This is a genomic window from Paraburkholderia phenoliruptrix (assembly GCF_019511605.1).
Lineage (GTDB): Bacteria > Pseudomonadota > Gammaproteobacteria > Burkholderiales > Burkholderiaceae > Paraburkholderia > Paraburkholderia phenoliruptrix_A.
In genome coordinates this window covers 18,858-44,410 of the sequence record NZ_JAEUAV010000031.1, presented here as the reverse complement: position 1 = coordinate 44,410, position 25,553 = coordinate 18,858, and the positions used below count along the sequence as shown (strand labels likewise).

Sequence of the window (25,553 nt, the reverse complement as noted above, 5' to 3'; positions counted from 1 at the left end):
ACGGGCTTCAGGACCGGAAAAGGCCCCGCGAAGTTAGCGGGGCTTTTTTTATTGCGGCTGGTTATTGCGGCCGTTTTTGTGGCAGCAGGCATTGCGGCAGCAGGCTTGGGCGTTCTGAGTCCAGGTCAGCGTCGTCCTATGCCATCCGGTCGATTGATCATCGCGCGGCGGGCGCGGCAAAATAGCAGAATCCAGCAGTATCCAGCACCACCAGATCTGATAGCACCATCTGGCTGCACACCATGGGACGGAGTAACGCATGAAGTTCATTGACGAAGCGAGGATTGAAGTCATCGCCGGCGACGGAGGGGATGGCAGCGCGTCGATGCGCCGCGAGAAATTCGTTCCCTTCGGCGGGCCGGATGGCGGCGACGGCGGGCGGGGCGGCAGCGTGATCGCGGTAGCAGACCGCAATATCAACACGCTGATCGACTACCGGTACGCGAAAAAACATCAGGCGCGCAACGGCGAGAATGGCCGAGGCTCGGATTGCTACGGCAAGGGCGGCGACGACATCACGCTGCGCATGCCGGTCGGCACCACGATCACCGACATGGAAACCGGCGAACTGATCGCCGACCTGACCGAGCATAATCAGAGCGTGCAGATCGCCCAGGGCGGGGCGGGTGGTCTGGGGAACCTCCATTTCAAATCAAGCACTAATCGGGCACCGCGCCAGAAGACGGACGGCAAGCCGGGCGAGCGCCGCATGGTGCGCCTCGAACTCAAAGTGCTGGCCGACGTCGGTCTGCTCGGCATGCCGAACGCCGGCAAGTCGACTTTCATCTCGTCGGTTTCGAATGCGAAGCCGAAGATTGCCGACTATCCCTTTACCACGCTCGCGCCTAATCTCGGCGTGGTGCGCGTGGGCCCGAGCCGCAGTTTCGTGATCGCCGACATTCCTGGTTTGATCGAGGGGGCGGCGGAGGGCGCGGGCCTGGGGCACCAGTTCCTGCGGCACCTGCAGCGCACAGGGCTGCTGCTGCATATCGTCGACCTCGCACCGTTCGACGAATCGGTCGATCCCGTGGCTGAAGCCAAGGCGATCGTCAACGAGCTTCGTAAGTACGACGAGCTGCTGTATCAGAAGCCGCGCTGGCTCGTGCTGAACAAGCTCGACATGGTGCCCGAGGACGAGCGCGAAGCGCGAGTGTCGGCCTTCCTCGAAGGCTTCGGTTGGGACGGTCCTGTTTTCGAGATCTCGGCGCTGACCGGTCAGGGCTGCGAGAGCCTCTGCTATGCGGTGTACGACTACATCGCCGCGCATTCGGACGCCCAACGTGCAGCCGAGGCCGAAGATCTCGCCGCCGACGTGCGCTTTCGCGAAAAGCCGGCACTGCCCGCCGCCACCGGCGAGTCCAACGCCGATCCGCAGGAATAAACAACTCGAGCGCCGGTGCGTCATAGTGACCGGCGCGCGTCAGGCGTCATCTTGGGAGGCTGCGCACAATGCGTTCCGTCATCGCAGATTCACGGCGATTGGTAGTGAAAGTCGGCTCGAGCCTCGTCACCAACGACGGGCGCGGCCTCGATCATGCGGCCATCGGTCGCTGGGCTGCGCAGATTGCGGCGTTGCGCGCGCAAGGTAAAGAGGTCGTGCTGGTGAGTTCAGGTGCCATTGCAGAGGGCATGCAGCGGCTCGGCTGGACCAAACGGCCGCGTGAAATCGACGAACTTCAGGCTGCAGCCGCTGTGGGTCAAATGGGCTTGGCTCAGGTCTATGAGAGCCGCTTTGCCGAGCATTCCATCCAGACCGCGCAAATTCTGCTGACCCACGCCGATCTGGCGGACCGCGAGCGCTATCTGAATGCACGCTCCACGCTGCTGACGCTGCTGCGACTTGGCGTGGTGCCCATCATCAACGAAAACGACACGGTCGTGACCGACGAGATCAAGTTCGGCGACAACGACACGCTCGGCGCCCTCGTGGCGAACCTGATCGAAGGTGACGCACTCATCATCCTGACCGATCAACAAGGGCTCTTTACTGCCGATCCGCGTAAAGATCCGCATGCGACGTTGGTCCAGCAAGCCGATGCGGGTGCGCCGGACCTCGAAGCCATGGCCGGCGGCGCGGGTTCGAGCCTCGGCCGCGGCGGCATGCTGACCAAGATTCTGGCTGCCAAGCGGGCCGCGCACAGCGGCGCGAACACCGTGATCGCAAGCGGCCGCGAAGCTGACGTGCTGTCACGACTGGCCTCCGGCGAAGCGATCGGCACGCAATTGATCGCCCGCACCGCGCGCATGGCCGCGCGCAAGCAATGGATGGCGGACCATCTGCAGGTGCGCGGCCACGTGGTGATCGACGACGGCGCCGTCGAGAAGCTGACCGCAGGCGGCAAGAGCCTGTTGCCTATCGGAATCGTGGGCGTGCAGGGTGCGTTTGCTCGCGGCGAAGTGATCGCGTGCCTGAACGCAGCGGGCCGCGAAGTCGCGCGTGGCCTCACCAACTACAGCAGTGCGGAAACGAAGCTGATTCAGCGGCGCCCCAGCGGTGAGATTGAATCGGTGCTTGGCTATATGCTGGAGCCAGAGCTGATTCATCGCGACAACCTGGTGCTGGTTTGATCCGACACCGGCTCGCTCTGGTCGAGTGAGCCCGGTTACGCTGGGTAGCCGCGTGCAGGAGTCATGGAACGCTATATCAGGCTGTGCCGTTGGCTGACGAGTTACCAAGGGCGGCTAGCTGAAGCAGCCATTGAAAGCCTCCACCGACAACGGCCAATCGCGACCGCCAACCGCGACCGCCAACCGCGAGCGCGACCCGCAACCGCCACCCACCCCACATAAAAAAGCCGTTCCACTAACAGCTGGAACGGCTTTTCGCCCACCACCACGTCAAAGCTTCAATGAATGAGAGACGTGGCCGTGCGCTTGTACCGAATGTTCTCCACGATCGACTTCGCGCTGCCCGTAGGCAGCTTGTTCGCGCACAGGTAGTCCTGATACAGCGCCGCGTGATACGCATTCAGTGCGCCGTTCTCGATACGCGTGAAGTCGTTGGCGACCGTTCTGTCCCAGCCGTCGTGATCTGCATTCAGACCGGCATACAGACGCCATTCGTAGGTGTCGCAGCGAATGCCCTCATAGTTCACGTTGCGTGCGCCGCTTGGGCTCGTGACAACCACCGTGTAGCGCACCACCCCGTCGGAGCCGACGGTGAGCGAATTCCGGTCAATCGCGAAATGCAAGGGCGTGTTGCCCGACACGTCGAAGGGGAGCAGGTTCGAGTCCTGCGGCAACGGCGGCAGTGTGTCGACCTTGTTTTCCACCCAGTTCGTGGGCCGGTCGAGCAGGTAGGTGAACGCGCTGTCGTCCTTATTGGTGGGTTTGCCGGCGCTCGAACAGCCAGCCAGCAGGGCGCCGGTGGCGACGCACGCCACGACGAGAGCAAGTGCTTTCAATATGATTTCCTCAAAAAACGGGCGCGGCTCCCGGAGTCCGGGGGACGCGCCCGCATGTGCAGCATGGGAACCCGCGCAGAACGATCAGGTACGCGCGCCCTGACGGAGCAGCGAAGCCTCGGTGCCGTGAGCGGCTTCGCCCTCGAGCTCTGCTGTCGCGCCCGCCTTGTCCGCCGTGTCCGTCGTGTCCGCCGAGCGAGCAGTTTCGCCGCAGTCGGACACGTTAGTCGTGTGGACTGACGTTTCGATCCTGACAGACGTTACCGAAGTCACCGTCATCACCGTGGAATCCGGCAGGCTTTCCATTGACGACGCTATACGGGGATAGCGCGGCCCATGGTGACCGCCGGGTTTTTCCGCACGCGGCGCAGTCCGGCGCATGAAACGGGATAGTTCCGTCAACGCCAACTGATACACATCCCGCTTGAACTCGATCACACAGTCGAGCGGTACCCAGTACTCGTTCCAGCGCCAGGCATCGAACTCCGGGTGGTCGGTGGCGCGCAAGCAGATGTCGCAATCGCGCCCCACCATTCGGAGCAGAAACCAGATTTGCTTCTGGCCGCGGTAATGACCGCGTACCTCGCGCTTGATGAACTTGTCAGGCACCTCGTAACGCAACCAGTCGCGCGTGCGACCAATCACTTTGACGTGCTCCGGAAGCAGGCCGGTTTCTTCGTGTAACTCCCGATACATCGCTTGCACGGGGGTCTCTCCGTACTTGATGCCCCCTTGCGGAAACTGCCAGGAATGTTCACGGAGCCGTTTGCCCCAAAACACCTCGTTGTGCGCGTTCAAGAGGATGATGCCGACGTTCGGGCGAAAGCCTTCACGATCCAGCATACAACCACCTTCGAATCCTTTAAAATTGCTTTGATTATAAACAGATAACGGCCCTCACGCACCGATTCGCACCAGAATGGAACGATTCGCCGCAAAAGGCCTGCATTTGCGGTAGCCTGTCAGACTTCCCGTGCGTTATCCCTTGTGCAGAAGGCGTTGCGTGGCCGCCCAGGCGCTCCCGGCGTGTGGCGCGGTGCGGCGCCAGCGGCGGCGCCGCACGGCAGGGGATCGGGCGCCCAGGCCGTGTCGATTTCCCGTTTTTACCCTTTTCGGGCGGTCCCTCCGGAGCCGCCGCTTTTGGAAAATCTGAATGAAAGCTTCCCGTTTCTTTATCGGCACCCTGAAAGAAGCTCCGGCTGACGCCGAGATCGTCAGCCACAAGCTCATGGTGCGCGCCGGCATGATCCGCCGCGTCGCCGGCGGCATCTACAACTATCTGCCGATCGGCCTGCGTTCGATCCGCAAGGTGGAAGCCATCGTGCGCGAGGAAATGAACCGGGCAGGCGCGATCGAATTGCTGATGCCGGCTGTGCAGCCGGCGGAGCTGTGGCAGGAATCGGGCCGCTGGGAGAAATACGGGCCGGAATTGCTGCGCTTCAAGGACCGCAAGCAGTCCGACTTCGTGATCGGACCGACGCACGAAGAAGTGGTGACGGACATCGCGCGTGGCCAGATCAAGAGCTACCGTCAGTTGCCGGTCAACTTCTATCAGGTCCAGACCAAATTCCGCGACGAAATTCGCCCGCGTTTCGGTGTCATGCGCGGCCGCGAGTTCATCATGAAAGACGCGTACTCGTTCGACAAAGACGCGGCAGGTCTGCGCGAGTCGTATCGCAAGATGTACGAGGCGTACGTGCGCATCTTCACGCGTCTCGGTCTCGATTTCCGCGCGGTGGCGGCAGACAACGGGTCGATCGGCGGCAGCGGCTCGCATGAATTTCACGTTATCGCCGATACGGGCGAAGACGCCATCGCCTATTGCCCGACCTCCGACTTCGCCGCCAACGTGGAAGCAGCGGAGGCGCTGCCGCTCTACGCCGAACGCGCCGCGCCTACAGAGCAACTGAAAAAGACCCCGACGCCGGGCAAGGCAAAATGCGAGGCCGTCGCCGAGCTGCTGAACATTCCGCTCGAGCGCACCATCAAGTCGATCGTGCTGGCTACTGAAAACGAAGGCGCCGAGCCCACCATCTGGCTGCTGATGCTGCGCGGCGATCACGACCTGAATGAGATCAAGGCAAGCAAGCTGCCCGGCCTCGCCGACTTCCGCATGGCGACTGAGGCGGAAATCATCGAAACCTTCGGCACGCCGCCGGGTTACCTGGGGCCGCTCAATACGAAGAAGCCGGTCAAGGTCGTCGCGGACCGCACGGTTGCGAACATGAGCGACTTCGTGGTCGGCTCGAACGAAGTGGACTACCACACCACCGGCGTCAACTGGGGCCGCGATCTGCCGGAACCGGTCGTTGCGGACATCCGCAACGTGAAGAAGGGCGATCCGTCACCGGACGGCAAGGGCGTGCTCGACATCTGCCGCGGCATTGAAGTGGGCCATGTGTTCCAGCTCGGCACCAAATATTCGGAAGCGATGAACGCCACCTGCCTCGACGAAAACGGCAAGCCGCAGCCCATGGAAATGGGCTGCTACGGCATCGGCATCACGCGTATTCTGGGCGCTGCGATCGAACAGAATTTCGACGAGAAGGGCATTATCTGGCCGGAATCCATTGCGCCGTTCGAAGTGGTGCTCTGCCCGATGGGCTATGACCGCAGTGAAGCCGTGCGCGAGCAGGCCGACAAGCTGTACACGCAACTGGTGGATGCGGGCATCGACGTGATTCTGGACGATCGTGGCGAGCGTCCGGGCGTAATGTTCGCCGACTGGGAACTGATCGGCGTGCCGCATCGTCTGGTGATCGGCGACCGCGGCCTGAAGGACGGCAAGCTCGAATATCAGGGCCGCCGCGACGCGGAGGCGACCTTGCTGCCGGTCGACGAAGCCGCGCAAGCGGTCATCGCGAAGGTTCGCGCGGCGCTAGCACGCTAAGCGGAGCGGACGGTGGAGTACACCTTCCTGTCTGCGACCGTCCTGCTGATTCTCATCACCGACCCGCTCGGCAACATTCCGCTCTTCATCAGCTGTCTGCGCGGTGTGTCGCCGAAGCGGCGCACCGCTGTGATCCTGCGCGAGGTCGCGATCGCGTTTGCCATCCTGCTTCTGTTCATGGTGCTCGGCGACGCGTTTTTGCGCATGATGAGTCTCACTGACCAGTCGTTGCGCATCGGCGGCGGCATCGTTCTGTTTCTGATCGCGCTGCGCATGGTGTTTCCGCATCCTGACGGCCCGTTCGGCGGCGACACGCGCGGCGGCGAGCCGTTGATCGTACCGCTCGCCATTCCGGCGTTGGCGGGACCGTCGGCGCTCGCCACTGTCATGCTGCTCACGTCGCAGGCGCCCGGCAAGATGTTCGAGTGGATCGGCGCGCTGACCGTCACCATGATCGTGTGTGCCGTGGTGCTGATGCTGGCCGAGCGCATTCAGGCATGGCTCGGCGAGCGCACCATGATGGCATTCGAGCGGCTGATGGGACTCGTGCTGGTGGCAATCTCGGTGGAGATGATGCTGGGCGGCATTCGCGCGTTCGTGCATCAACTGTGAAACCGGCGCTTCGCTGTCTCGTCACGCAATGAAAAAGCGGCCCGCGGGGCCGCTTTTCTACTGTCACGATCTATAAAAACCTGGCCGTGAGACGCACGAGCCAAACACTCAAGCGCCCTCGGTCAGCGCACGAATGGTCGGCAGGTTGCGCCAATAGCCTTTCGCGTCCATGCCGCAGCCGAACACATAGCGGTCGGGGACCTCGAAGCCGCAGAAGTCGGGGCGCAGCGGCTTGGCCTTCGGAATGATCTTCTCGCACAGCACCGCGCTCAGAAAGCGCTTCGCGCCCATCGCGAGAATGCGGTCGCGAATCGCGGCCATCGTCTCGCCTTCGTCGAGAATGTCGTCGAGCACCAGCACCACGCGGTCTTTCACCGACTCCGCCGGCGCCACGCGCCATTGCATTTCGTTGCCGCCCTTGGTGGTGTTGCGGTAGCGGGTCAGATGGATGTAGTCGAACTCGAGCGGGAAGTCGAGGTGCGGCAACAGCATGCCGGTGAACACCGCCGCGCCGCCCATTACGGACAGCACGAGCGGGAAGTCCTCGCTCATTTCGGTGCGAATCGCGGCAGCCATGCCGCTAATCGACGCATTGACCTCGTCTGCCGACACGATTTCTTCGGAGTGGCTAAAAATGTGGAGAGCTTCTTCGCGGTTCATGACGTCTGACGGGCGGTAACTGTATACATAGTGTGAGTGAGAACGCCCCGGAGGAAGTCCCCTTTCGGGATGGCGGGAGCAGGTCGTGTCGCAACCCGCGCCGCCATCTTCGTCAAGCTTAGCGCATGCCGGGCAACATGCCCTTCATGCCGCGCATCATCTTTTGCAGATTGCCGCCTTTGAGCTTTTTCATCATGGTGCGCATCTGGTCGTACTGGTTCAGCATGCGGTTGACTTCCTGCACCTGCACGCCCGCGCCTGCGGCGATGCGGCGCTTGCGCGTCGCCTTGATGAGATCGGGCTTGGCGCGTTCGAGCGGCGTCATGGAATTGATGATGCCTTCCATGCGGCGCATCTGCTTTTCGGCCTGGCTCATGTCGGCGCCGGCAGCGGCTTGCTGGAACTGCGCGGGCAACTTGTCCATCAGCGACGAAAGGCCGCCCATGCCCTTCATTTGCGTGAGCTGCGCGCGGAAATCGTTGAGGTCGAAGTCGCCGCCCTTCTTGACCTTGTCGGCGAGCTTTTGCGCGGCCTGCACGTCAACGCCGCGCTGCGCTTCTTCGACGAGGGCAAGAATGTCGCCCATGCCGAGAATCCGGTTCGCCATACGGTCCGGATAAAACACTTCCAGCCCGTCGAGCTTTTCCGCGACGCCGACGAACTTGATCGGCTTGCCCGTGACGTGGCGCACGGAAAGCGCCGCGCCGCCGCGCGAGTCGCCGTCGAGCTTGGTGAGCACGACGCCGGTGAGCGGCAGCGCGTCACTGAATGCCTTGGCGGTGTTCACCGCGTCCTGGCCGAGCATCGCATCGACGACGAAAAGGGTTTCCGCCGGCTTCAGCGTGCTGTGCAGCGCGGCGATCTCCTGCATCATCGCTTCGTCGATACCTAGACGGCCGGCCGTGTCGACGAGCAGCACGTCGTGATAGTGGCGCTTGGCCCAATCCACCGCGGCGCGCGCGATGTCCACCGGCTTCTGATCCGGCTCGGACGGGAAGAAGTCCGCGCCGACCTGCTCGGTCACCGTCTTCAACTGCGCGATAGCGGCGGGGCGGTAGACGTCGCACGAAACCGTGAGCACCTTCTTCTTGTACTTCTCGCGCAACAGCTTGGCGAGCTTGCCGACGGTGGTGGTTTTACCTGCGCCTTGCAGACCCGCCATCAGGATGACGGCCGGCGGCGTGACGGCGAGGTTGAGCTCGGAGGCCTTGCCTTCGTAGTCGCCGCCGATCACGGCGGTCAGCTCGCGCTGCACCACGCCGACGAGCGCCTGGCCCGGCGACAGGCTGCTCAGCACTTCTTCGCCGAGCGCCTTCTCCTTGACCTTCGCGATGAACTCGCGCACGACGGGCAGCGCCACGTCCGCTTCGAGCAGCGCGAGACGCACTTCGCGCAGCATTTCCTGGGTGTTCGCCTCAGTGAGCCGGGCTTCGCCGCGCAGCGTCTTGACGACGCGCGCCATCCGTTGAGTCAGATTGTCGAGCATGGGGAGCGATGAACGGTGCGGCCCGGGCGAGTGCGAAGCGGAAGACGTCGCAGGGCAGGGGCCTAGTGTAAACTTCGAATATGGATATTGTACTGTATGCCCTCACCGCGCTCCTCTACGGCGGACTCGCCGTGGCCGGCTGGCGCTCGCACCGGCACGCCGGATCGCGTCCCCTGCTGGAAGGCGTCTCGCCGCTGCCCGCCACCGCGGTACCGGCAGCGCAGGCGCGCCCGGGCCTCGCCGGCGCTGCGGCGTCCGGTATGAGCTCGTCGGGCCGTGCGCTACTGTTCGTCGCGCTGCTCGCGCACGGCGTGCTGCTGCACACCACGATCTTTCCGCAGAATGCGATGGTGTTCGGCTTCGCCTTTGCGCTGTCGGCCATGTTCTGGCTCGGCGCCGGCATCTACTGGATAGAGAGCTTCTTCTTTCCGCTCGACGGGCTGCGGCTCCTCGTGTTGCCGCTCGCCTGCGTCGCTTCGCTTTTGCCGCTCGCGTTCAATGGCGTGCGCGTGCTGCCGTATTCGGCCGCGCCCATGTTCAAGCTGCACTTTCTGATTGCCAACATCGCGTATGGCCTCTTCGCCATTGCGGCGCTGCACGCGGTCCTGATGCTGCTCGTCGAGCGCCGGCTTCATGCAATGCGCGGCGGCGTCGGCGAGCGGCATGCCGCCGCAGCCGGTAACGGCTGGCTCTCCAGCTGGCTCGACACGCTGCCGCCGCTGCTCACGCTCGAAAAGCTGCTGTTCCGTCTGATCGGCGCAGGCTTCGTGCTGCTCACGCTCACGCTCGTGTCCGGCATCCTGTTTAGCGAGCAACTGGTGGACCGCGCGCTGAACCTGGATCACAAGACCGTGTTCGCGATTCTTTCGTGGGTGATGTTCGGCGCGCTCCTGACGGCACGCAAGATCTCCGGCTGGCGCGGTCGTGCCGCGTTGCGCTGGGTGTTGGCGTCGTTCGTCGCGTTGCTGCTGGCGTATGTCGGCAGCCGTTTCGTATTCGAGGTGCTGTTGCACCGTGCCGTAGTGTGAGCGTGTTCCATGCGAGAAATCTTTTTGCTGATCGTGCTGTTCGTTGTCGGGCAGTGGCTTGCGAAGGCGCTGCGCCGTCATGACGCACACACGGCGCAACGTAGCGGAACGAGTGGGGCGCGCAGGGGCGCTACCAATGCCAATGGCGCCGCGGGTGCGTCGGGGGCGCCGCAACTTGCCGAGCCGATGATCCGTTGTGTCGAGTGCGGCGTGCATGCGCCGAAGGGCGACTCGGTGATCGTTGCCGGACAGGCTTTTTGCAGTGCCGCGCATGCGCAGCGGCACGGCGCTCGACCAACGGGCCGCGACGCCCGATGAGCGGCGAATTCACCGTCGACGCAGACGGTTGGATCGCACAGGCACGCAAGCTGCCGTCGCCGAATTTTGAGGCGCGGCCGCAAGGCATGGTGCCCACGCTGATCGTGGTGCACAACATCAGCTTGCCGCCTAACGAATTCGGCGGCACGGCGATCGCCGAACTCTTCCTCAATACGCTCGATTGCGACGCGCACCCGTACTACGACGCGCATCTGCGCGGCGTGCGCGTATCGGCGCATGTCGTGATTCATCGCGACGGCGCGCTCGAGCAGTTCGTGTCGTGCAACGAGCGCGCGTGGCACGCGGGGCCGTCGAACTTCTTCGGCCGCGAGCGCTGCAATGACTTCTCGATCGGCATCGAGCTCGAAGGCAGCGACACGACCGCGTTCGAGGCGGCGCAATACCGCACGTTGAGCGCGCTCGTGCGCGCACTCACGGCGCGCTATCCAATTGAAGCGCTCGCCGGCCACTCCGACATTGCGCCCGGCCGCAAGACCGACCCAGGCCCTCACTTCGAGTGGACGCGCCTGCAACGCGACACATCGCTCGCGGATCGGTATTTCCCCTATCTCAAGTTTTCCAAAACGCCGTAACGGCCTGTCGCGCGAACTCGCGTGATGCGGGGAGAACGAGGCACCGCCTCGCTCTCCGGGGAGACGGCTTCGCGTCGCGCGGGGCAAAAGTCAAGACTTCCGCAGCAAATAAAACGATTTGATCTGTCTTGAAACTCCACTATACTTGGTGCCACAAATTCGGTTACGCACTAGATATTGTGTCTCTTGTGCATAACTGTGTGAATAACCGGGTGAGCAACCTTGTGCATAACCCGGTGCATAACTGAGTGGCCAGTCTGCGGCGCCCCGCTTTCGAGCATGGCGCCGCAAGCATTCCAGGCAGCGAAAAATTCCTGCGGCGCCGCCGGTCCAGACCAACCGGCGGCAACCACAAAGCATCAGGAAAGGGGTTGAGAGTGATCGCGACATCGAAGAAGACCGTTACGAATTCGAATCAGGCTTCATCTCAGTCGCATCCCGCCAGCCGCACTGGCCAGTCTTTTTCCTGCACCTCATCGCTTGCGCACGCGGCGGCGCAGCGTTCGTTTTAATCCGCGGCACTCGCCGCAACATTTCCAGGACCAGGAGCTTTGCACATGCAAACCACCGACAACGTGACGACCCGGTATGAGGGATCACCGACTGGCCAGACCTTCGGCCAGGCGCAAGGCAATCAAGCGCTCGCGCCGCAAGCGACGTACGCCGACTACAAGGTGATCCGCCGTAATGGCAGCGTGGTGTCGTTCGAACCGTCGAAGATCGCCATTGCGGTCACCAAGGCATTCCTCGCCGTCAACGGTGGTCAGGGCGCGGCGTCGGCGCGTGTGCGGGAACTGGTCGAGCAACTCACGCAGAACGTGGTTCGCGCGCTGCTGCGCAGCCGTCCGAACGGCGGCACCTTCCATATCGAAGACATTCAGGATCAGGTCGAACTCGCGCTGATGCGCGGCGGCGAGCACAACGTCGCGCGTGCCTACGTGCTGTATCGCGAGAAGCGCACCCAGGCGCGCGCTCACGACGAGCAGGCGGCCGGCAGCACGCCGGGCCTGAGCGTGACCGACAACGGCGTGACCCGTCCGCTCGACATGGCTGCGCTGCGCGGCATCATTGAGTCCGCCTGCGCGAATCTGGGCGACGCCGTGAGCGCCGAGCCGATCGTCGCGGAAACGGTGAAGAACCTGTACGACGGCGTGCCGATGAGCCAGGTCTACGACTCGGCCATTCTCGCTGCCCGCACGATGATCGAAAAAGACCCGGCCTACAGCCAGGTCACCGCGCGCATCCTGCTGCACACCATCCGCCGCGAGATTCTCGAAGAAGAAGTAACGCAAGCCGAAATGGGCGAGCGCTATGCCGAGTACTTCCCGCAGTTCATCAAGCGCGGCGTGCAGGCCGAACTGCTCGACGACAAGCTGCTGCAGTTCGACCTGAAGCGTCTGGGCGCCGCGCTCGACGCGAACCGCGACCTGCAGTTCGGCTACCTCGGTCTGCAAACGCTGTACGACCGCTACTTCCTGCATCACGATGGCGTGCGCATCGAAATGCCCCAGGCATTCTTTATGCGTGTCGCGATGGGCCTGTCGCTGAACGAGATCGACCGTGAAGCGCGCGCCATCGAGTTTTACAACGTGCTGTCGAGCTTCGACTTCATGTCGTCCACGCCGACGCTGTTCAACTCGGGCACGCGCCGCTCGCAACTGTCGTCGTGCTATCTGACGACGGTCGACGACGACCTCGACGGCATCTACGAAGCACTGAAGGAAAACGCGCTGCTCTCGAAGTTTGCCGGCGGTCTGGGCAACGACTGGACGCGCGTGCGTGCGCTCGGCTCGCACATCAAGGGCACCAACGGCAAGTCGCAAGGCGTCGTGCCGTTCCTGAAGGTCGTCAACGACACGGCAGTGGCCGTGAACCAGGGCGGCAAGCGCAAGGGCGCGGTGTGCGCATACCTGGAAACGTGGCACCTCGACATCGAAGAATTCCTGGAGCTGCGCAAGAACACCGGCGACGACCGTCGCCGCACGCACGACATGAACACGGCGAACTGGATTCCCGACCTGTTCATGAAGCGCGTGATGGAAGGCGGCGACTGGACGCTGTTCTCGCCGTCCACCTGCCCGGACCTGCACGACAAGTTCGGCGCCGACTTCGAAGCGGCTTACACGGCTTACGAAGACAAGGTCGCGCGCGGCGAGATCAAGCTGTTCAAGAAGATCCCGGCGGCGCAACTGTGGCGCAAGATGCTCGGCATGCTGTTCGAAACGGGTCACCCGTGGATCACGTTCAAGGACCCGTGCAATGTGCGCTCGCCGCAACAGCACGTGGGCGTCGTGCACTCGTCGAACCTGTGCACGGAAATCACGCTGAACACCAGCGACGCTGAAATTGCCGTCTGCAACCTGGGCTCGGTGAACCTCGTCGCGCATCTGAAAGAACAGGCCGACGGCACGCTCGCGCTCGACCACGACAAGCTCAAGCGCACGATCAGCGTTGCGATGCGCATGCTCGACAACGTGATCGACATCAACTACTACGCGGTGGCCAAGGCACGTAACTCGAACCTGAAGCACCGTCCGGTCGGCATGGGCATCATGGGCTTCCAGGACTGCCTGCATCTGCTGCGCACGCCGTACGCGTCGGAAGAAGCGGTGAAGTTCGCCGACACGTCGATGGAAGCGGTCTGCTACTACGCTTACTACGCGTCGACCGAACTGGCCGAAGAGCGCGGCCGTTATTCGAGCTACCGCGGCTCGCTGTGGGATCGCGGCATTCTCCCGCAAGACTCGGTCAAGCTGCTCGCCGAAGCGCGCGGCGGCTACGTGGAAGTCGATTCGAGCGAGTCGATGGACTGGACCGAACTGCGTCAGCGCGTCGCCACCTACGGCATGCGCAACTCGAACTGCATCGCAATCGCACCGACGGCGACCATCTCGAACATCATCGGCGTGTCGGCTTGCATCGAGCCGACGTTCCAGAACCTGTACGTGAAGTCGAACCTGTCGGGCGAGTTCACGGTGGTCAACGACTACCTGGTGCGCGACCTGAAGGCGCGCGGCCTGTGGGACGAAGTGATGGTCGCCGACCTCAAGTACTTCGACGGCACGCTCTCGCGCATCGACCGCATTCCGGCCGACCTGCGCGCGATCTACGCGACGGCGTTCGAGGTCGATCCGAAGTGGCTGGTCGAAGCGGCGTCGCGCCGTCAGAAGTGGATCGACCAGGCGCAGTCGTTGAACATCTACATGGCCGGCGCGTCGGGCAAGAAGCTCGACGAGATCTACAAGCTCGCATGGGTGCGCGGTCTGAAAACCACGTACTACCTGCGCACGATGGCGGCGACGCACGTCGAGAAGTCGACGGTTGCTCACGGCGCGCTCAACGCGGTGAGCTCGGGCGGCGGCGAAGGTGCTGGTGGCGCGGGCGGAATCAACGGCGGCGCGGCGGGCGGTTTTGGCGTGAGCGGCGGTGCGGGCGGTCTGCAGGCATCGGCGGCAGCAGTGCCGGCGGTTGCGGTGGAAGCCGCGCCCGAAGCCGACGGTCCCGTCTGCATGATGCGTCCTGGCGACCCTGGCTTCGACGAGTGCGAGGCTTGCCAATAAGCGGCGAGCAGCACGCAGGTTCGTTGTTTGCTAAAGGGTCCTAGGTAATCACCCGCATTCAGCGACAACGAACCTCGCGAAGATGAAGCAGAAGTATCCCGACGAGCGGCGCGGCAAGCGCGATGATGAAGTGAGAGGCCGCACCGCTCAGCGTGGGAAAAGTGAAGTAGCGAAGCAGCAGCTCGGCACATCGCGCAGCGCGCGAGACGACAGCGGATTGCAAGACCCGCCGCCCAGGGCAATGGTTCGCAACGCTCGTGCAACGCTCGTGCAACGCTTCGGCAACACGCCATCGCGCTTGCGGCAAGCGGCAAGCGGGCAAGCAAGGCAGCCGGCTACATGCATGACCCGAGGTTGCGTTGAACTTCATCTCACTCGTGCGGACGAATCGGCACGCGCAGCAAGTTGGCAACCGGCATCGGGTTCGTAACCCGCAGCAGGTTCAGTAGACGACACAAGCACTGCGCAACACAGATAGATAGAGCAGCGAAACGACGCTTGAACACGTTGCTCTTCGAGCTCGCGAAGTACGTCGACGGCATACGTTCAACACGCCTCACACGAGGCGATGCACACACATCGTTGAACAAAGTGTTGTATGAACGTAGCAACGCGAATCGAAAACAGGATTTTTCATGAGCGGACTCTTTTATCGCTCGTGAAAAGATGGTACAAACCGTTCTAAATTGATGGTGACATTTATGCTCAACTGGGATGACGAGATCACTGCCGTAACTCCCTCGAGCGCTACGCAACCGAACGTGTTGCGCAACGCTGCGGGACCGGCTGTCGGTTCGCAAGTGGGAACGCGTTCCGCTCCTCATGCTCCCTCGGCTCAAGACATCTTCGCGAACGACATCGCTGTCGCTCCCGTTGCTCGTGGTGCTGGAACGGCTGCCGTTTCAGAGGCTCGGGTCAATGTCGCCGACAAGCGCATCATCAACGGCCAGACCGACGTCAATCAGTTGGTGCCGTTCAAATACAAGTGGGCTTGGGAAAAGTATCTGGCTGGTTGCGCCAACCACTGGATGCCGCAAGAAGTGAACATGTCGCGCGACATCGCCCTCTGGAAAGACCCGAACGGGCTGACCGAAGACGAGCGCCGCATCGTCAAGCGCAACCTGGGCTTCTTCGTCACGGCCGACTCCCTCGCCGCCAACAACATCGTGCTGGGCACCTACCGCCACATCACGGCGCCCGAATGCCGCCAGTTCCTGCTGCGCCAGGCGTTCGAAGAGGCGATCCACACGCACGCTTACCAGTACATCGTCGAATCGCTGGGTCTGGACGAAGGGGAAATCTTCAACGCGTATCACGAGGTCCCCTCGATCCGCGCGAAAGACGAATTCCTGATTCCGTACATCAATGTGCTGACCGATCCGGGTTTCAAGACCGGCACGCTGGAAACCGACCAGACGCTGCTGCGCTCGCTGATCGTTTTCGCGTGTGTGATGGAAGGCCTGTTCTTCTACGTCGGCTTTACGCAAATCCTGGCGCTGGGTCGCCAGAACAAGATGACCGGCGCGGCGGAACAGTACCAATACATCCTGCGCGACGAGTCGATGCACTGCAACTTCGGCATCGACCTGATCAACCAGATCAAACTCGAAAACCCGCAGCTCTGGACCGCTGAGTTCCGCGCGGAAATCCGCGAGATCTTCCAGCAGGCGGTCGAGCTCGAATATCGCTACGCAGAAGACACGATGCCGCGCGGGGTGCTCGGCCTCAATGCGTCGATGTTCAAGAGCTATCTGCGCTTCATCTGCAACCGCCGTTGCCAGCAGATCGGTCTCGATCCGCTGTACCCGAACGAGGAAAACCCGTTCCCGTGGATGAGCGAGATGATCGACCTGAAGAAGGAGCGCAACTTCTTCGAAACGCGTGTGATCGAATATCAGACTGGCGGCGCGCTGACCTGGGAGTGATCCGGGTTCGAGTCGCAGATGCATTCATCGATGGGGATGCCGTGGGCCTAAAAGCTGCGGCAATTATGTTTAGGAGCTGAACCGCCTGATGCAAAGCGTGCCCGGTGCGCCGCGTGCCTTCGCGGCCCACAAACATGACTGGCACTTTGCGAACCCTTCAGTGGGATGGGCAAACTTCCCCCCGGAAAAAGCCGTCGGCGTGATCGCCGTCGGCTCGATCAAGCAATTGCCGGCGTTGCGACCCAACGCCGATGACATTTGGCGCGCGGTGCCTCCGGGCACGGCGCGCCTTACCGCATTCATTAGCGTAAGCGCGCAGCACCTGCGTACGCCGATGAATAGCCCGCTTCGTAGCGCGCGCCCTGAGAAGCGTCCGCGGGAAGCGGGTTTTGACGAAGGGTGTAGTTTGAACTGACTCTCATCTGAAAACCTGAAGGAGAAAATGATGGCAACTGCAAAGAAAGCCGCCGCTAAGAAGCCTGCAGCGAAGAAGGTCGCAGCCAAGAAGGCAGCTCCGGCGAAGAAGGCCGCACCGGCAAAGAAAGTAGCAGCGAAGAAGGCAGCGCCGGCTAAGAAGGTCGCAGCCAAGAAGGCAGCTCCGGCGAAGAAGGTTGCAGCGAAGAAGGCTGCACCGGCCAAGAAGACCGCAGCGAAGAAGGCAGCTCCGGCGAAGAAGGTAGCAGCGAAGAAGGCTGCACCGGCGAAGAAGGCAGCAGCGAAGAAGGCTACACCGGCCAAGAAGGCGACTGCAAAGAAGGCAGCGCCGGCTAAGAAGGCCGCGGCTAAGAAGGCCGCGCCTGCGAAGAAGGCTGCTGCGAAGAAAGCTGCGCCTGCGAAAAAGGCTGCTGCCAAGAAGGCTGCCCCTGCGAAGAAGGCTGCCGCTAAAAAGGCTGCGCCTGCCAAGAAGGCTGCTCCTGCGAAGAAGGCTGCCGCTCCTGCGAAGAAGGCCGCACCTGCGAAGAAGGCTGTCGCCAAGAAGGCTGCGCCTGCACCCGCTGCGACTTCTGTTTCGAGCGCGCCGGCGGCAACGGTGAAGACCGCGCTGAACCCGGCAGCGGCATGGCCGTTCCCGACGGGCAGCCGTCCGTAACAGGACGCAGGCAGTAGAAGTACTTCGGCGCGTCGTTCGATGCGCCCGATCGGGTAGCGCTTGACGCAGTATCGCGAGCGCTACGCGGTGATGATCCCGTTGCCGTTTTTTTTGGCAACGGGATTTTTTTCGCCCGAACCGGGAGTGAGTCCAGATGTGTCGTGCGTCGACAGCGCGGCTGCGACTGTGCCGCTGGCGCCGCGCGCGGCCTTGCATCGTCTGCTCAACGTGAGGCGAAAAAAAAACGCATGCACAGGGGAGGGCATGCGTGTGAGGTCGATGCGGCCGCGTCAAGCTGGCCGCTCGAGAGGGGAAAACTAGTGCGTGACGCGCGTCACGCCGCCGCTGGAGAGAAGCCGCACGCGCTCGCCGGCGCGAAAAATCTCGCCGGTGGCGCTTTGGGTGATCGCGCGGATGTCGCCGTTGTCGAGTCGCACGGTGATTTCAAGACCGTCGCGCACGGCGACGCTGTTCTCGACCGAGTTGCCCGCCACCGCACCCGCCAGGCCGCCGATGATGCCGGTGACAATCGAGCCGCGTCCGCCGCCGATCGCGCTGCCGGCCACCGCGCCCAGCGCGCCGCCGCCGATTGCGCCGAGGCCGCTAGGCTGACCGTTGTTCGAGCTGATCTTCACTGCGCGCACACTGTCGACCGTGCCCATGCGGACCGTTTCCTCGCGCTGCGCCTGCGACGCCGTGTACACGTCTGCAGAGCTGCTGTTATACGCACACCCCGACATGGCCAGCGAACCGGCAATCAAGGCGGCCACTACCAGGCGACTCGTTGTTCTCATTCCCTAACTCCAATAGCTTCCGTTATTACGGCAGGTCGTACCCGAACGCCTGCTTGAACCGTTCGTTGATCTGCGCCCGGGTGGGCGCATAGTTCTGCGGGCCCTGGTGCTCGATCTTCAGCGCGCCCATGAGGCTCGCGAGACGGCCGGTGGTCGCCCAGCCGAGCTTCTTTTCGATGCCGTACAGCAGGCCGCCGCGAAATGCGTCGCCGCAACCGGTTGGATCGAGCACCTGCTGCGCCTTGACGGCCGGAATTTCTTCGACGCCGCCTGCATGATGAATCTGCGCGCCGTGTTCGCCGAGCGTCACGATGAGCGCTTCGACCTTGCCGGCGATTTCTTCCATCGACCAGCCGGTCTTGTTGCTAACGAGCTTGGCTTCGTAATCGTTGACAGCTACGTAAGTCGCAAGTTCAATCATGCGCCGCAATGCGGCACCGTCGAAGAGCGGCAGACCCTGGCCCGGATCGAAGATGAACGGCACGCCCGCCGCCGCCAGATGCTCGGAATGCTGCACCATGCCGTCGTAGCCGTCGGGCGCGACGATGCCGAGCGTAATGCCCTTCGCTTCGTCCGCGCGGTTCAGGTGAGATTGCATCATCGCGCCAGGGTGGAACGCGGTGATCTGATTGTTCTCGAGGTCTGTGGTGATCATGGCCTGCGCCGAGTAGGTGCCTGGCACGACGAGCACGTTTTCCGTCGACAGCCCGAGTTGCCGGAACCGGTCCATGTAGAGCTGTGCGTCGACCTCGCCGAGCGTGCCCATGATGCGCGCGTCGCCGCCGAGCAGATTCAGCGAGTAGGCGATGTTGCCCGCGCAGCCGCCGAACTCGCGGCGCATGGTCGGCACGAGAAAGCTGACGTTCAGGATGTGGACCTGCTCCGGCAGGATGTGCTCCCGGAACCGGCCTTCGAAGGTCATGATGTTGTCGTAGGCGAGCGAGCCGCAAATCAGCGTAGACAAGGCGAGCGTTCCTGTAAAAAACTATGGAGAAATCGGGCGGAAGATGCGACAGCGCCGCGCGTGAAGCGCGGCGCCGGAGTCTTCGTACGCTTGGGGTTTACTTCAGCGCGGCAAGTGCAGCGTCGTAGTTCGGTTCGTTCTTGATTTCGCTGACCAGTTCCGCGTGAACGACTTTGTCGTTCTCGTCGATCACGACGACGGCGCGCGCCGTCAGACCCGCGAGCGGCCCGCTCGTCACGTCGACGCCGTAGGCTTGTGCGAACTCATGGCCGCGAAAGGTCGAGGCGGTCACGACGTTTTCGATGCCCTCGGTCGTGCAGAAGCGCGACGCGGCAAACGGCAGGTCGCCCGACACCACGATCACCGACGTGTTGGTGAGCTTGGCCGCGGCTTCGTTGAACTTGCGGGTGGAGGTCGCGCAAGTCGGCGTGTCGAGGCTCGGCACGATGTTCAGCACCTTGCGCTTGCCGGCGAAATCGGCGAGCGACAACGGCTTCAGGTCCTTGCCGACCAGCGAGAAGGCAGGCGCGGTCTGGCCGACCGACGGGAACGTACCGGCTACTTCGATCGGGTTACCACCCAGCGTGACTTGACTCATGTTGTTGTGCTCCGAAGGTTCGTCAGTGATGACGGTGAACGCGCCCGGTTCGAGCCGGGCGCGCAGGGATGCGTTACGGATAGAAAATCTGTACGCGGAAATTCGAGGCGACCGCGTTGCCCGTGTCGAGGCGCACGATCATGGTTTGCGTCATGTGCGGCGGCAGGCCGGCCGCGATCGGCGTGCCGGGCGGAACGTAGTCTTGCGGAAAGAGCACGCGGCGCAGCGCAATGTTGTTCTGGTCGTCGAGCAGCGTGAGTTCGATTGCCGGATAGGCGAGCGCCACGTTGAAACGGTTGCGCAGCGGCATGCGCAATTCGAGCTTGTGCGGCCCGTCGACCTGGCGCAGATCGGACGGCTCCACCTGCAGACCGTCGATGTCGTGCGGCGCCGTGAGCTGGCAGCCGAGCTGCGCGCACGCCTTCGCGTACAGCACCTGCGTACGCGGAAAATAGACGAGCACTGTTTCGCGCTGCCACCACGCTAGCTGCGCAAGCAGCGCGATGACGAGAAGCGCCGCCGCCACCGATCCCCCGATGATCCACGCAAGACGGCGCGGCTCGGCCGGGCGCGTTTCGCGCACCACAGGAAACGGGTCGACGTCGTCGTTGACCGGATTCACCGAGAACGGCTCGCCGACCGGCGTGGCCGCAGCCCGCGCCGGACCGCGCAGATCGTCATCGTCGAATTGCGGATGTGGATGCGTGGTGCCGAGTCCAGCGGCGCCTACGCCGGTCGTGCCGAAATGCGGTTCGTTGTCGGGAAAGCCGTGGAAACCTGCCGATTGATTGAAGACCGGTTCGTCATCCGGCACGCCGGCAGAGCGCCCCGTCTTGTGCCAGACCCGCGGCGCTTCGTCGGCGGGCTCGTTGATCGGCTTTTTTATCGGCTCGCTGATCGGCTCATTCTCATAAGCGAAAGGTTCGAGCGGTGCATCGGCGAGCACGGGCTCGTGATCGGCCGGTGCACTAGCGTTGGGCGCGCCGGCGGACCGCTCCGGTCCTTCCGTTGCCGCGTGACCTGACGCCGGGGGTGTGCCGGCGCCCGTGTAGCGAGGCTGGGCCGCGACACTCTCCACGTTGTGCCGGAAGCGTTCTTCGAAAAGCGGCGTGGGCCGCGGCGCCCAAGGGTCCCAGGCGGCCGGGCTGAAGTCCGCGGCGCCAGGCCGCGTGCCGGAAAGGGCCTCGATGGCGGCGGCCGCAGAGACGTGTCTTGCGCTCGCAAAATCGCCGCCCTCGCTGATGTCGTAGAGGCTGCTGGAGGCGTCGAACACTTCGTGACATTGCCCGCAACGCACGAGCCCGCGGCGCAGCGCGAGCTGCGCCGGTTGCAGGCGGAAAACGGTTTCGCAGAAGGGGCAGCGCGTCGCCAGAAGCATATTGAGCCGGATAGCCGGAAGGCCGTTGGTTGGACAATACGCCTTATTCTAATGGCTTTCGCGGCGTGTTCCCGTTAAGCATACCCAGCCTTCGTGTTCGCGCCATACGCCGATGTCGATCCAGCGCGCGTACACCTGCGCGACCTCGTCGGCCTGGCGGGCCAGAATGCCGGACAATGCGATGCGGCCGCCCGGCTTGACCTTCGACGACAGCATCGAGGCCATCAGCTTGAGCGGATTGGACAGGATATTGGCGACCACGATCTCGAACTGGCCGGCGGGACACTCGTCGGGCAGGCCGTAGGTGACCTCGGCGCGGTTGCGTTCGCTGTTGTGGCGCGCCGACTCGACCGCTTGCGGGTCGATGTCGATGCCGTACACCGGGTCGGCGCCGCATTTTTTCGCGAGGATCGCAAGAATGCCTGAGCCGCAGCCGTAGTCGAGCACCGACTGCCCCGGCTTCACTGACTGCTCCAGCCATTCCATGCAAAGACGCGTGGTGGGGTGGCTGCCGGTGCCGAACGCGAGACCCGGATCGAGTTCCAGCACCAGGGCGTCCGGATCCGGCGCGTCGTGCCACGACGGCACGACCCAGATGCGCTCGCCAATCGGAATCGGATCGAATTGCGACTGCGTGAGCCGCACCCAGTCCTGCTCCTCGACTTCACGCACGGTAAAGGAAGGTGCTTCGTTCAGACCAATTTCGTTCGACGCCGCCGCGAGCAGCACCGCCGGTTCGTGCTCCGGCGCGAGCAGCGCGATCACGCGCGAGCGCTGCCACGCGGTGCGCTCAGGCGTGAGACCGGGCTCGCCGAAGAGCGGCTGCTCGTCGGGCGTGTCGGCGTCCGCATCTTCGACCGATACGGACAGCGCGCCCAACTCGAGCAGCGCGTCGGACAGTTCCTCCGCGTGCTCGCGTGCCAGTTCGGCGACCAGTTCCCGGTAGCTCATGACTTACGCTTCTTCCGGCGCGGCCTGCTGCTTCGCGGCCAACCGGTTTTCGAGGTAGTGAATGCTCGTGCCGCCTTCGACGAATTTCGCGTCGAGCATCAGTTCGCGGTGCAGCGGGATGTTCGTCTGAATGCCTTCCACGACCATTTCCGACAGCGCAATGCGCATCCGCTTGATTGCCTGCTCGCGCGTGGCGCCGTAGGCGATCAGCTTGCCGATCATCGAATCATAGTTCGGCGGCACGAAATAGCCATTGTAGGCATGCGAATCGACGCGGATGCCGGGACCGCCCGGCATGTGCCACGACGTCAGACGCCCCGGCGACGGAATGAACTTGAACGGATCTTCCGCGTTAATGCGGCATTCGATTGCGTGGCCCCTGAACACGATGTCGCGCTGACGGTAGGCGAGTTTTTCGCCGGCCGCGATGCGGATCTGTTCCTGGACAATGTCGACGCCGGTAATGAGTTCGGTGACCGGGTGCTCGACCTGCACGCGCGTGTTCATCTCGATGAAGTAGAACTCGCCGTTTTCGTACAGGAACTCGAACGTACCCGCGCCAAGATAGCCCATCTTCTTGCAGGCGTCCGCGCAGCGATCGCCGATGCGGTCGATCAGACGGCGCGCGATGCCCGGCGCCGGCGCTTCTTCGATCACCTTCTGGTGGCGGCGCTGCATCGAACAGTCGCGCTCGCCGAGCCAGATTGCGTTCTTGAACGAATCGGACAGCACCTGGATTTCGATGTGCCGCGGGTTCTCCAGGAATTTTTCCATGTAGACCTGCGGGTTGCCGAACGCACGGCCGGCTTCTTCGCGCGTCATGTTGACCGCGTTGACGAGCGCCGCTTCCGTGTGAACCACGCGCATGCCGCGGCCACCGCCGCCGCCCGCCGCCTTGATGATGACCGGATAGCCGACCTGGCGGGCAATTTTCACGATCTCTTTCGGATCTTCCGGCAATGCGCCTTCGGAACCCGGCACGCAAGGCACGCCGGTCTTGATCATGGTCTGCTTGGCCGTGACCTTGTCGCCCATCATGCGGATCGTTTCCGGGCGCGGACCGATGAAGGTGAAACCGGATTGCTCGACGCGCTCGGCGAAGTCGGCGTTTTCCGACAGGAAGCCGTAGCCGGGGTGAATCGCTTCGGCGTCGGTGACTTCCGCCGCGCTGATCAGCGCCGGCATGTTCAGATAGCTCAGATTGGACGGCGCCGGGCCGATACAGACCGCTTCGTCCGCGAGCTTCACGTACTTGGCTTCCTTGTCGGCTTCCGAATAAACGACGACCGTCTTGACGCCGAGTTCGCGGCAGGCGCGCTGGATACGAAGCGCGATCTCGCCACGATTGGCAATGAGGATTTTTTCAAACATAGCGGGTTTTCGACTCATCAGTGGGCGCCGGGTTGTTCACAACACCGGCTGCCTCAGAGGATCGGGCGCGCGCTCCGTGCAGCGGGGCGCGACGGGCGCATAGGCGGCATGCGCGCAGCAAGGCGCGGTGCGCGCTGCGTTAGCCGACCACGAACAGCGGCTGGCCGTACTCGACCGCCTGGCCGTTTTCGACGAGGATTTCCTTCACGACGCCGGACTTGTCCGACTCGATTTCGTTGAGCAGCTTCATGGCTTCGATGATGCAGATCGTCTGGCCTTCCTTGACCGTATCGCCGACCTGGACGAACGGATCCGCTCCCGGCGACGGCGCGCGGTAGAACGTGCCGACCATCGGCGAGGTCACGACGTGGCCTTGCGGCGCCGCTGCCGCCGGTGTGGCGGGGGCGCCTGCTGCGGGCGCTGCGGCCGCAGCTTCGCCGCCGTTGGCCGGCACCGCTTGCGGGAGTTGCTGCGGCGCATACGAAGCGGACGGTTGCACGTAAACCGGCGGCGCATTCTTGACGATGCGGACCTTGCCCTCGCCCTCGGTCACTTCGAGCTCGGATATGCCCGACTCCGAGACCAGGTCGATCAGAGTTTTCAGTTTACGTAGATCCATCAGGAAGCCCCTTTCAATGCATGGAAGTGCCGACGCGCGTGCGGCCGGCGCAAATTAGAAGTGTTGTTGATTCAGACGCGCGACGAACCGGCGGCGAGCCGGTCGAGCGCGAACTCCAGTGCGTACAGATAGCCCTTCCAGCCGAGGCCGCAAATCACGCCCTCTGCCTGGTCGGAGAAATACGAGTGATGCCGGAACGGCTCGCGGCGGTGCACGTTCGACAGATGTATCTCGACGAACGGAATGCCGACGCCCGCGAGAGCGTCCCGGATGGCCACGCTGGTGTGCGTGTAGGCGGCCGGATTGATCAGGATGAAATCTGTCTTTTCCGTGCGCGCCGCCTGAATGCGGTCCACGAGCGCACCTTCATGGTTGCTCTGGAAGGACGCCAGTTCGACCCCGGCGTCCGCGGCGCGATCGGCGAGCGCCTGGTCGATCTGCGGCAGAGTCACACGGCCGTAGACCTCGGGCTCCCGGGTGCCGAGAAGATTGAGGTTCGGGCCGTGCAGTACCAGCAGTCGCGTCATGGTCGCTTCTTTTTCCGTGGAATTCGGCGCACTTTAGCGCTGATTAGAGAAACTTGTCTAGTTTCATGCACGGACGAAGCGCTGCGAGTGGCTTTGCGGCGCTCGGGCGGCAGCGCAACTTCTTCAAATTCCGGGCGATCTCCCTGCAATCTGCCTCGATTGGACGCCCTGCGAGCCCGAAAAGATTGTGAAATCTACAGCGCGTCGAGCGTTTCTTTGATCGCGTTGGGGTCAATCTGCCCTAATTTTGTCGAGCGTATCGCGCCCTTGGCGTCGATGATCACGGTGAACGGCAGGGCCGCCGCAGTGTCGCCCAACGCCCGCGCCAGCTCAGCGCCGCCGAACCCCGTCACATAGACCGGGTACGCGACCTTCACTTTCTGCAGGAAAGCCTGCACGTTTTTCTCTGAATCGACGCCAAGTCCGACGAACTGGATGCCTTTTCCCGCGTACTCGTGGTGCAGTTGCGACAGTGCCGGCATTTCTTCGACACAGGGCCCGCACCACGAGGCCCAGAAGTTGACGACGATTGGCCGCCCTTTGAGCGCAGTTAGCGTTTGAGGCTTGCCATCAGGCGAGGTGAGCGCCGTGGCCCACAGTTGAGCGACCGGGTCCTCTTTGTTCGGCGATGGTGCCGCGCGGGCGACTTCGCTCACGCTGTCCTGGCTTCCCGCGTCGCCGCCGCTTCCGCGGCTCAGCCAGTGACTGGCCAGCACGCCGCTCGCGGCAGCAATCGCGGCGACGACTGCGCCGATCAGGATCCGTCTGGTGTTCATGATGCGTAT

Annotated in this window: 24 protein-coding genes; 11 read left to right on the top strand and 13 right to left on the bottom strand. The window is 63.1% G+C overall.

The features are described from left to right. Positions 1-259: 259 nt before the first annotated feature. Both cgtA and proB read left to right on the top strand, forming a co-directional pair. The gene (cgtA, locus tag JNB89_RS27520) at positions 260-1,381 is read left to right on the top strand and encodes an Obg family GTPase CgtA (RefSeq protein WP_135893080.1); all 1,122 of its coding nucleotides are present in this window, start codon (positions 260-262) and stop codon (positions 1,379-1,381) included. A 68-nt stretch (positions 1,382-1,449) separates the two neighbouring features. After that, complete coding sequence (gene proB / locus JNB89_RS27515) at positions 1,450-2,568, top strand: glutamate 5-kinase (protein ID WP_013340556.1); 1,119 nt, start codon at positions 1,450-1,452, stop codon at positions 2,566-2,568. 278 nt (positions 2,569-2,846) lie between these two features. On the opposite strand, the gene JNB89_RS27510 is transcribed toward proB, so the two are convergent. Continuing rightward, on the bottom strand, positions 2,847-3,404 hold the full coding sequence (locus JNB89_RS27510) for a CNP1-like family protein (RefSeq protein ID WP_013340555.1): 558 nt from the start codon (positions 3,402-3,404) through the stop codon (positions 2,847-2,849). 84 nt (positions 3,405-3,488) lie between these two features. Continuing rightward, complete coding sequence (locus JNB89_RS27505; RefSeq protein ID WP_220364304.1) at positions 3,489-4,247, bottom strand: RNA pyrophosphohydrolase; 759 nt, start codon at positions 4,245-4,247, stop codon at positions 3,489-3,491. Between the two features lie 310 nt (positions 4,248-4,557). Here JNB89_RS27505 and JNB89_RS27500 point away from each other — a divergent pair, with 310 nt between their 5' ends. After that, the gene (locus JNB89_RS27500; RefSeq protein WP_135893078.1) at positions 4,558-6,294 is read left to right on the top strand and encodes a proline--tRNA ligase; all 1,737 of its coding nucleotides are present in this window, start codon (positions 4,558-4,560) and stop codon (positions 6,292-6,294) included. 12 nt (positions 6,295-6,306) lie between these two features. After that, positions 6,307-6,906: a MarC family protein gene (locus JNB89_RS27495; RefSeq protein WP_220364303.1), complete on the top strand. Its 600-nt coding sequence runs from the start codon at positions 6,307-6,309 to the stop codon at positions 6,904-6,906. A gap of 108 nt (positions 6,907-7,014) precedes the next feature. Here the strand turns inward: JNB89_RS27495 and JNB89_RS27490 are convergent, their stop codons facing one another. Both JNB89_RS27490 and ffh read right to left on the bottom strand, forming a co-directional pair. Further along, positions 7,015-7,566 (bottom strand): hypoxanthine-guanine phosphoribosyltransferase, encoded by a 552-nt coding sequence (locus JNB89_RS27490; RefSeq protein WP_013340551.1) that lies wholly within the window; start codon positions 7,564-7,566, stop codon positions 7,015-7,017. A gap of 118 nt (positions 7,567-7,684) precedes the next feature. Next, entirely contained in the window at positions 7,685-9,052 is a 1,368-nt protein-coding gene (gene ffh, locus JNB89_RS27485) for a signal recognition particle protein (protein ID WP_013340550.1), read from the bottom strand. A gap of 80 nt (positions 9,053-9,132) precedes the next feature. Here ffh and JNB89_RS27480 point away from each other — a divergent pair, with 80 nt between their 5' ends. The 7 genes from JNB89_RS27480 to JNB89_RS27450 all read left to right on the top strand — a co-directional run bounded on the left by JNB89_RS27480 (position 9,133) and on the right by JNB89_RS27450 (position 17,566). After that, positions 9,133-10,080, top strand: coding sequence for a cytochrome C assembly family protein (locus JNB89_RS27480; protein WP_013340549.1), 948 nt, complete (start codon positions 9,133-9,135; stop codon positions 10,078-10,080). 9 nt (positions 10,081-10,089) lie between these two features. Further along, entirely contained in the window at positions 10,090-10,398 is a 309-nt protein-coding gene (locus JNB89_RS27475) for a PP0621 family protein (protein ID WP_220364302.1), read from the top strand. Beyond that, positions 10,395-10,991: a 1,6-anhydro-N-acetylmuramyl-L-alanine amidase AmpD gene (gene ampD / locus JNB89_RS27470; protein ID WP_013340547.1), complete on the top strand. Its 597-nt coding sequence runs from the start codon at positions 10,395-10,397 to the stop codon at positions 10,989-10,991. Before JNB89_RS27475 ends, ampD begins: the two co-directional genes overlap by 4 nt. 557 nt (positions 10,992-11,548) lie before the next feature. Then, positions 11,549-14,551: a ribonucleoside-diphosphate reductase subunit alpha gene (locus JNB89_RS27465; protein ID WP_220364301.1), complete on the top strand. Its 3,003-nt coding sequence runs from the start codon at positions 11,549-11,551 to the stop codon at positions 14,549-14,551. A gap of 701 nt (positions 14,552-15,252) precedes the next feature. Continuing rightward, complete coding sequence (locus JNB89_RS27460) at positions 15,253-16,476, top strand: ribonucleotide-diphosphate reductase subunit beta (RefSeq protein WP_041728379.1); 1,224 nt, start codon at positions 15,253-15,255, stop codon at positions 16,474-16,476. Between the two features lie 88 nt (positions 16,477-16,564). Beyond that, positions 16,565-16,891, top strand: a complete 327-nt coding sequence (locus JNB89_RS27455) for a hypothetical protein (RefSeq protein ID WP_220364300.1) — start codon at positions 16,565-16,567, stop codon at positions 16,889-16,891. Between the two features lie 30 nt (positions 16,892-16,921). Then, entirely contained in the window at positions 16,922-17,566 is a 645-nt protein-coding gene (locus tag JNB89_RS27450; protein ID WP_220364299.1) for a histone H1-like DNA-binding protein, read from the top strand. Between the two features lie 317 nt (positions 17,567-17,883). Here the strand turns inward: JNB89_RS27450 and JNB89_RS27445 are convergent, their stop codons facing one another. From JNB89_RS27445 to JNB89_RS27405, 9 genes are all read right to left on the bottom strand, one after another. After that, the gene (locus JNB89_RS27445; protein ID WP_013340542.1) at positions 17,884-18,360 is read right to left on the bottom strand and encodes a glycine zipper 2TM domain-containing protein; all 477 of its coding nucleotides are present in this window, start codon (positions 18,358-18,360) and stop codon (positions 17,884-17,886) included. A gap of 25 nt (positions 18,361-18,385) precedes the next feature. Further along, on the bottom strand, positions 18,386-19,324 hold the full coding sequence (locus JNB89_RS27440; RefSeq protein ID WP_220364298.1) for a carbohydrate kinase family protein: 939 nt from the start codon (positions 19,322-19,324) through the stop codon (positions 18,386-18,388). A 97-nt stretch (positions 19,325-19,421) separates the two neighbouring features. Continuing rightward, positions 19,422-19,922 carry a thiol peroxidase gene (tpx, locus tag JNB89_RS27435; RefSeq protein WP_013340540.1) on the bottom strand — a complete coding sequence of 167 codons (501 nt, stop codon included), beginning with the start codon at positions 19,920-19,922 and terminating at the stop codon, positions 19,422-19,424. A gap of 73 nt (positions 19,923-19,995) precedes the next feature. Then, entirely contained in the window at positions 19,996-21,300 is a 1,305-nt protein-coding gene (locus tag JNB89_RS27430) for a DUF3426 domain-containing protein (protein ID WP_220364297.1), read from the bottom strand. Positions 21,301-21,348: 48 nt separating this feature from the next. Continuing rightward, a complete protein-coding gene (gene prmA, locus JNB89_RS27425; protein WP_013340538.1) occupies positions 21,349-22,251 on the bottom strand; it encodes a 50S ribosomal protein L11 methyltransferase in 903 nt (300 codons plus the stop codon). Between the two features lie 3 nt (positions 22,252-22,254). After that, positions 22,255-23,622 carry an acetyl-CoA carboxylase biotin carboxylase subunit gene (accC, locus tag JNB89_RS27420; protein WP_013340537.1) on the bottom strand — a complete coding sequence of 456 codons (1,368 nt, stop codon included), beginning with the start codon at positions 23,620-23,622 and terminating at the stop codon, positions 22,255-22,257. Between the two features lie 139 nt (positions 23,623-23,761). Continuing rightward, positions 23,762-24,241, bottom strand: coding sequence for an acetyl-CoA carboxylase biotin carboxyl carrier protein (gene accB, locus JNB89_RS27415; RefSeq protein ID WP_135893071.1), 480 nt, complete (start codon positions 24,239-24,241; stop codon positions 23,762-23,764). Between the two features lie 71 nt (positions 24,242-24,312). Then, positions 24,313-24,768 carry a type II 3-dehydroquinate dehydratase gene (gene aroQ, locus JNB89_RS27410; protein ID WP_013340535.1) on the bottom strand — a complete coding sequence of 152 codons (456 nt, stop codon included), beginning with the start codon at positions 24,766-24,768 and terminating at the stop codon, positions 24,313-24,315. Between the two features lie 194 nt (positions 24,769-24,962). After that, positions 24,963-25,544: a TlpA family protein disulfide reductase gene (locus tag JNB89_RS27405; RefSeq protein ID WP_220364296.1), complete on the bottom strand. Its 582-nt coding sequence runs from the start codon at positions 25,542-25,544 to the stop codon at positions 24,963-24,965. Positions 25,545-25,553: the final 9 nt, after the last annotated feature.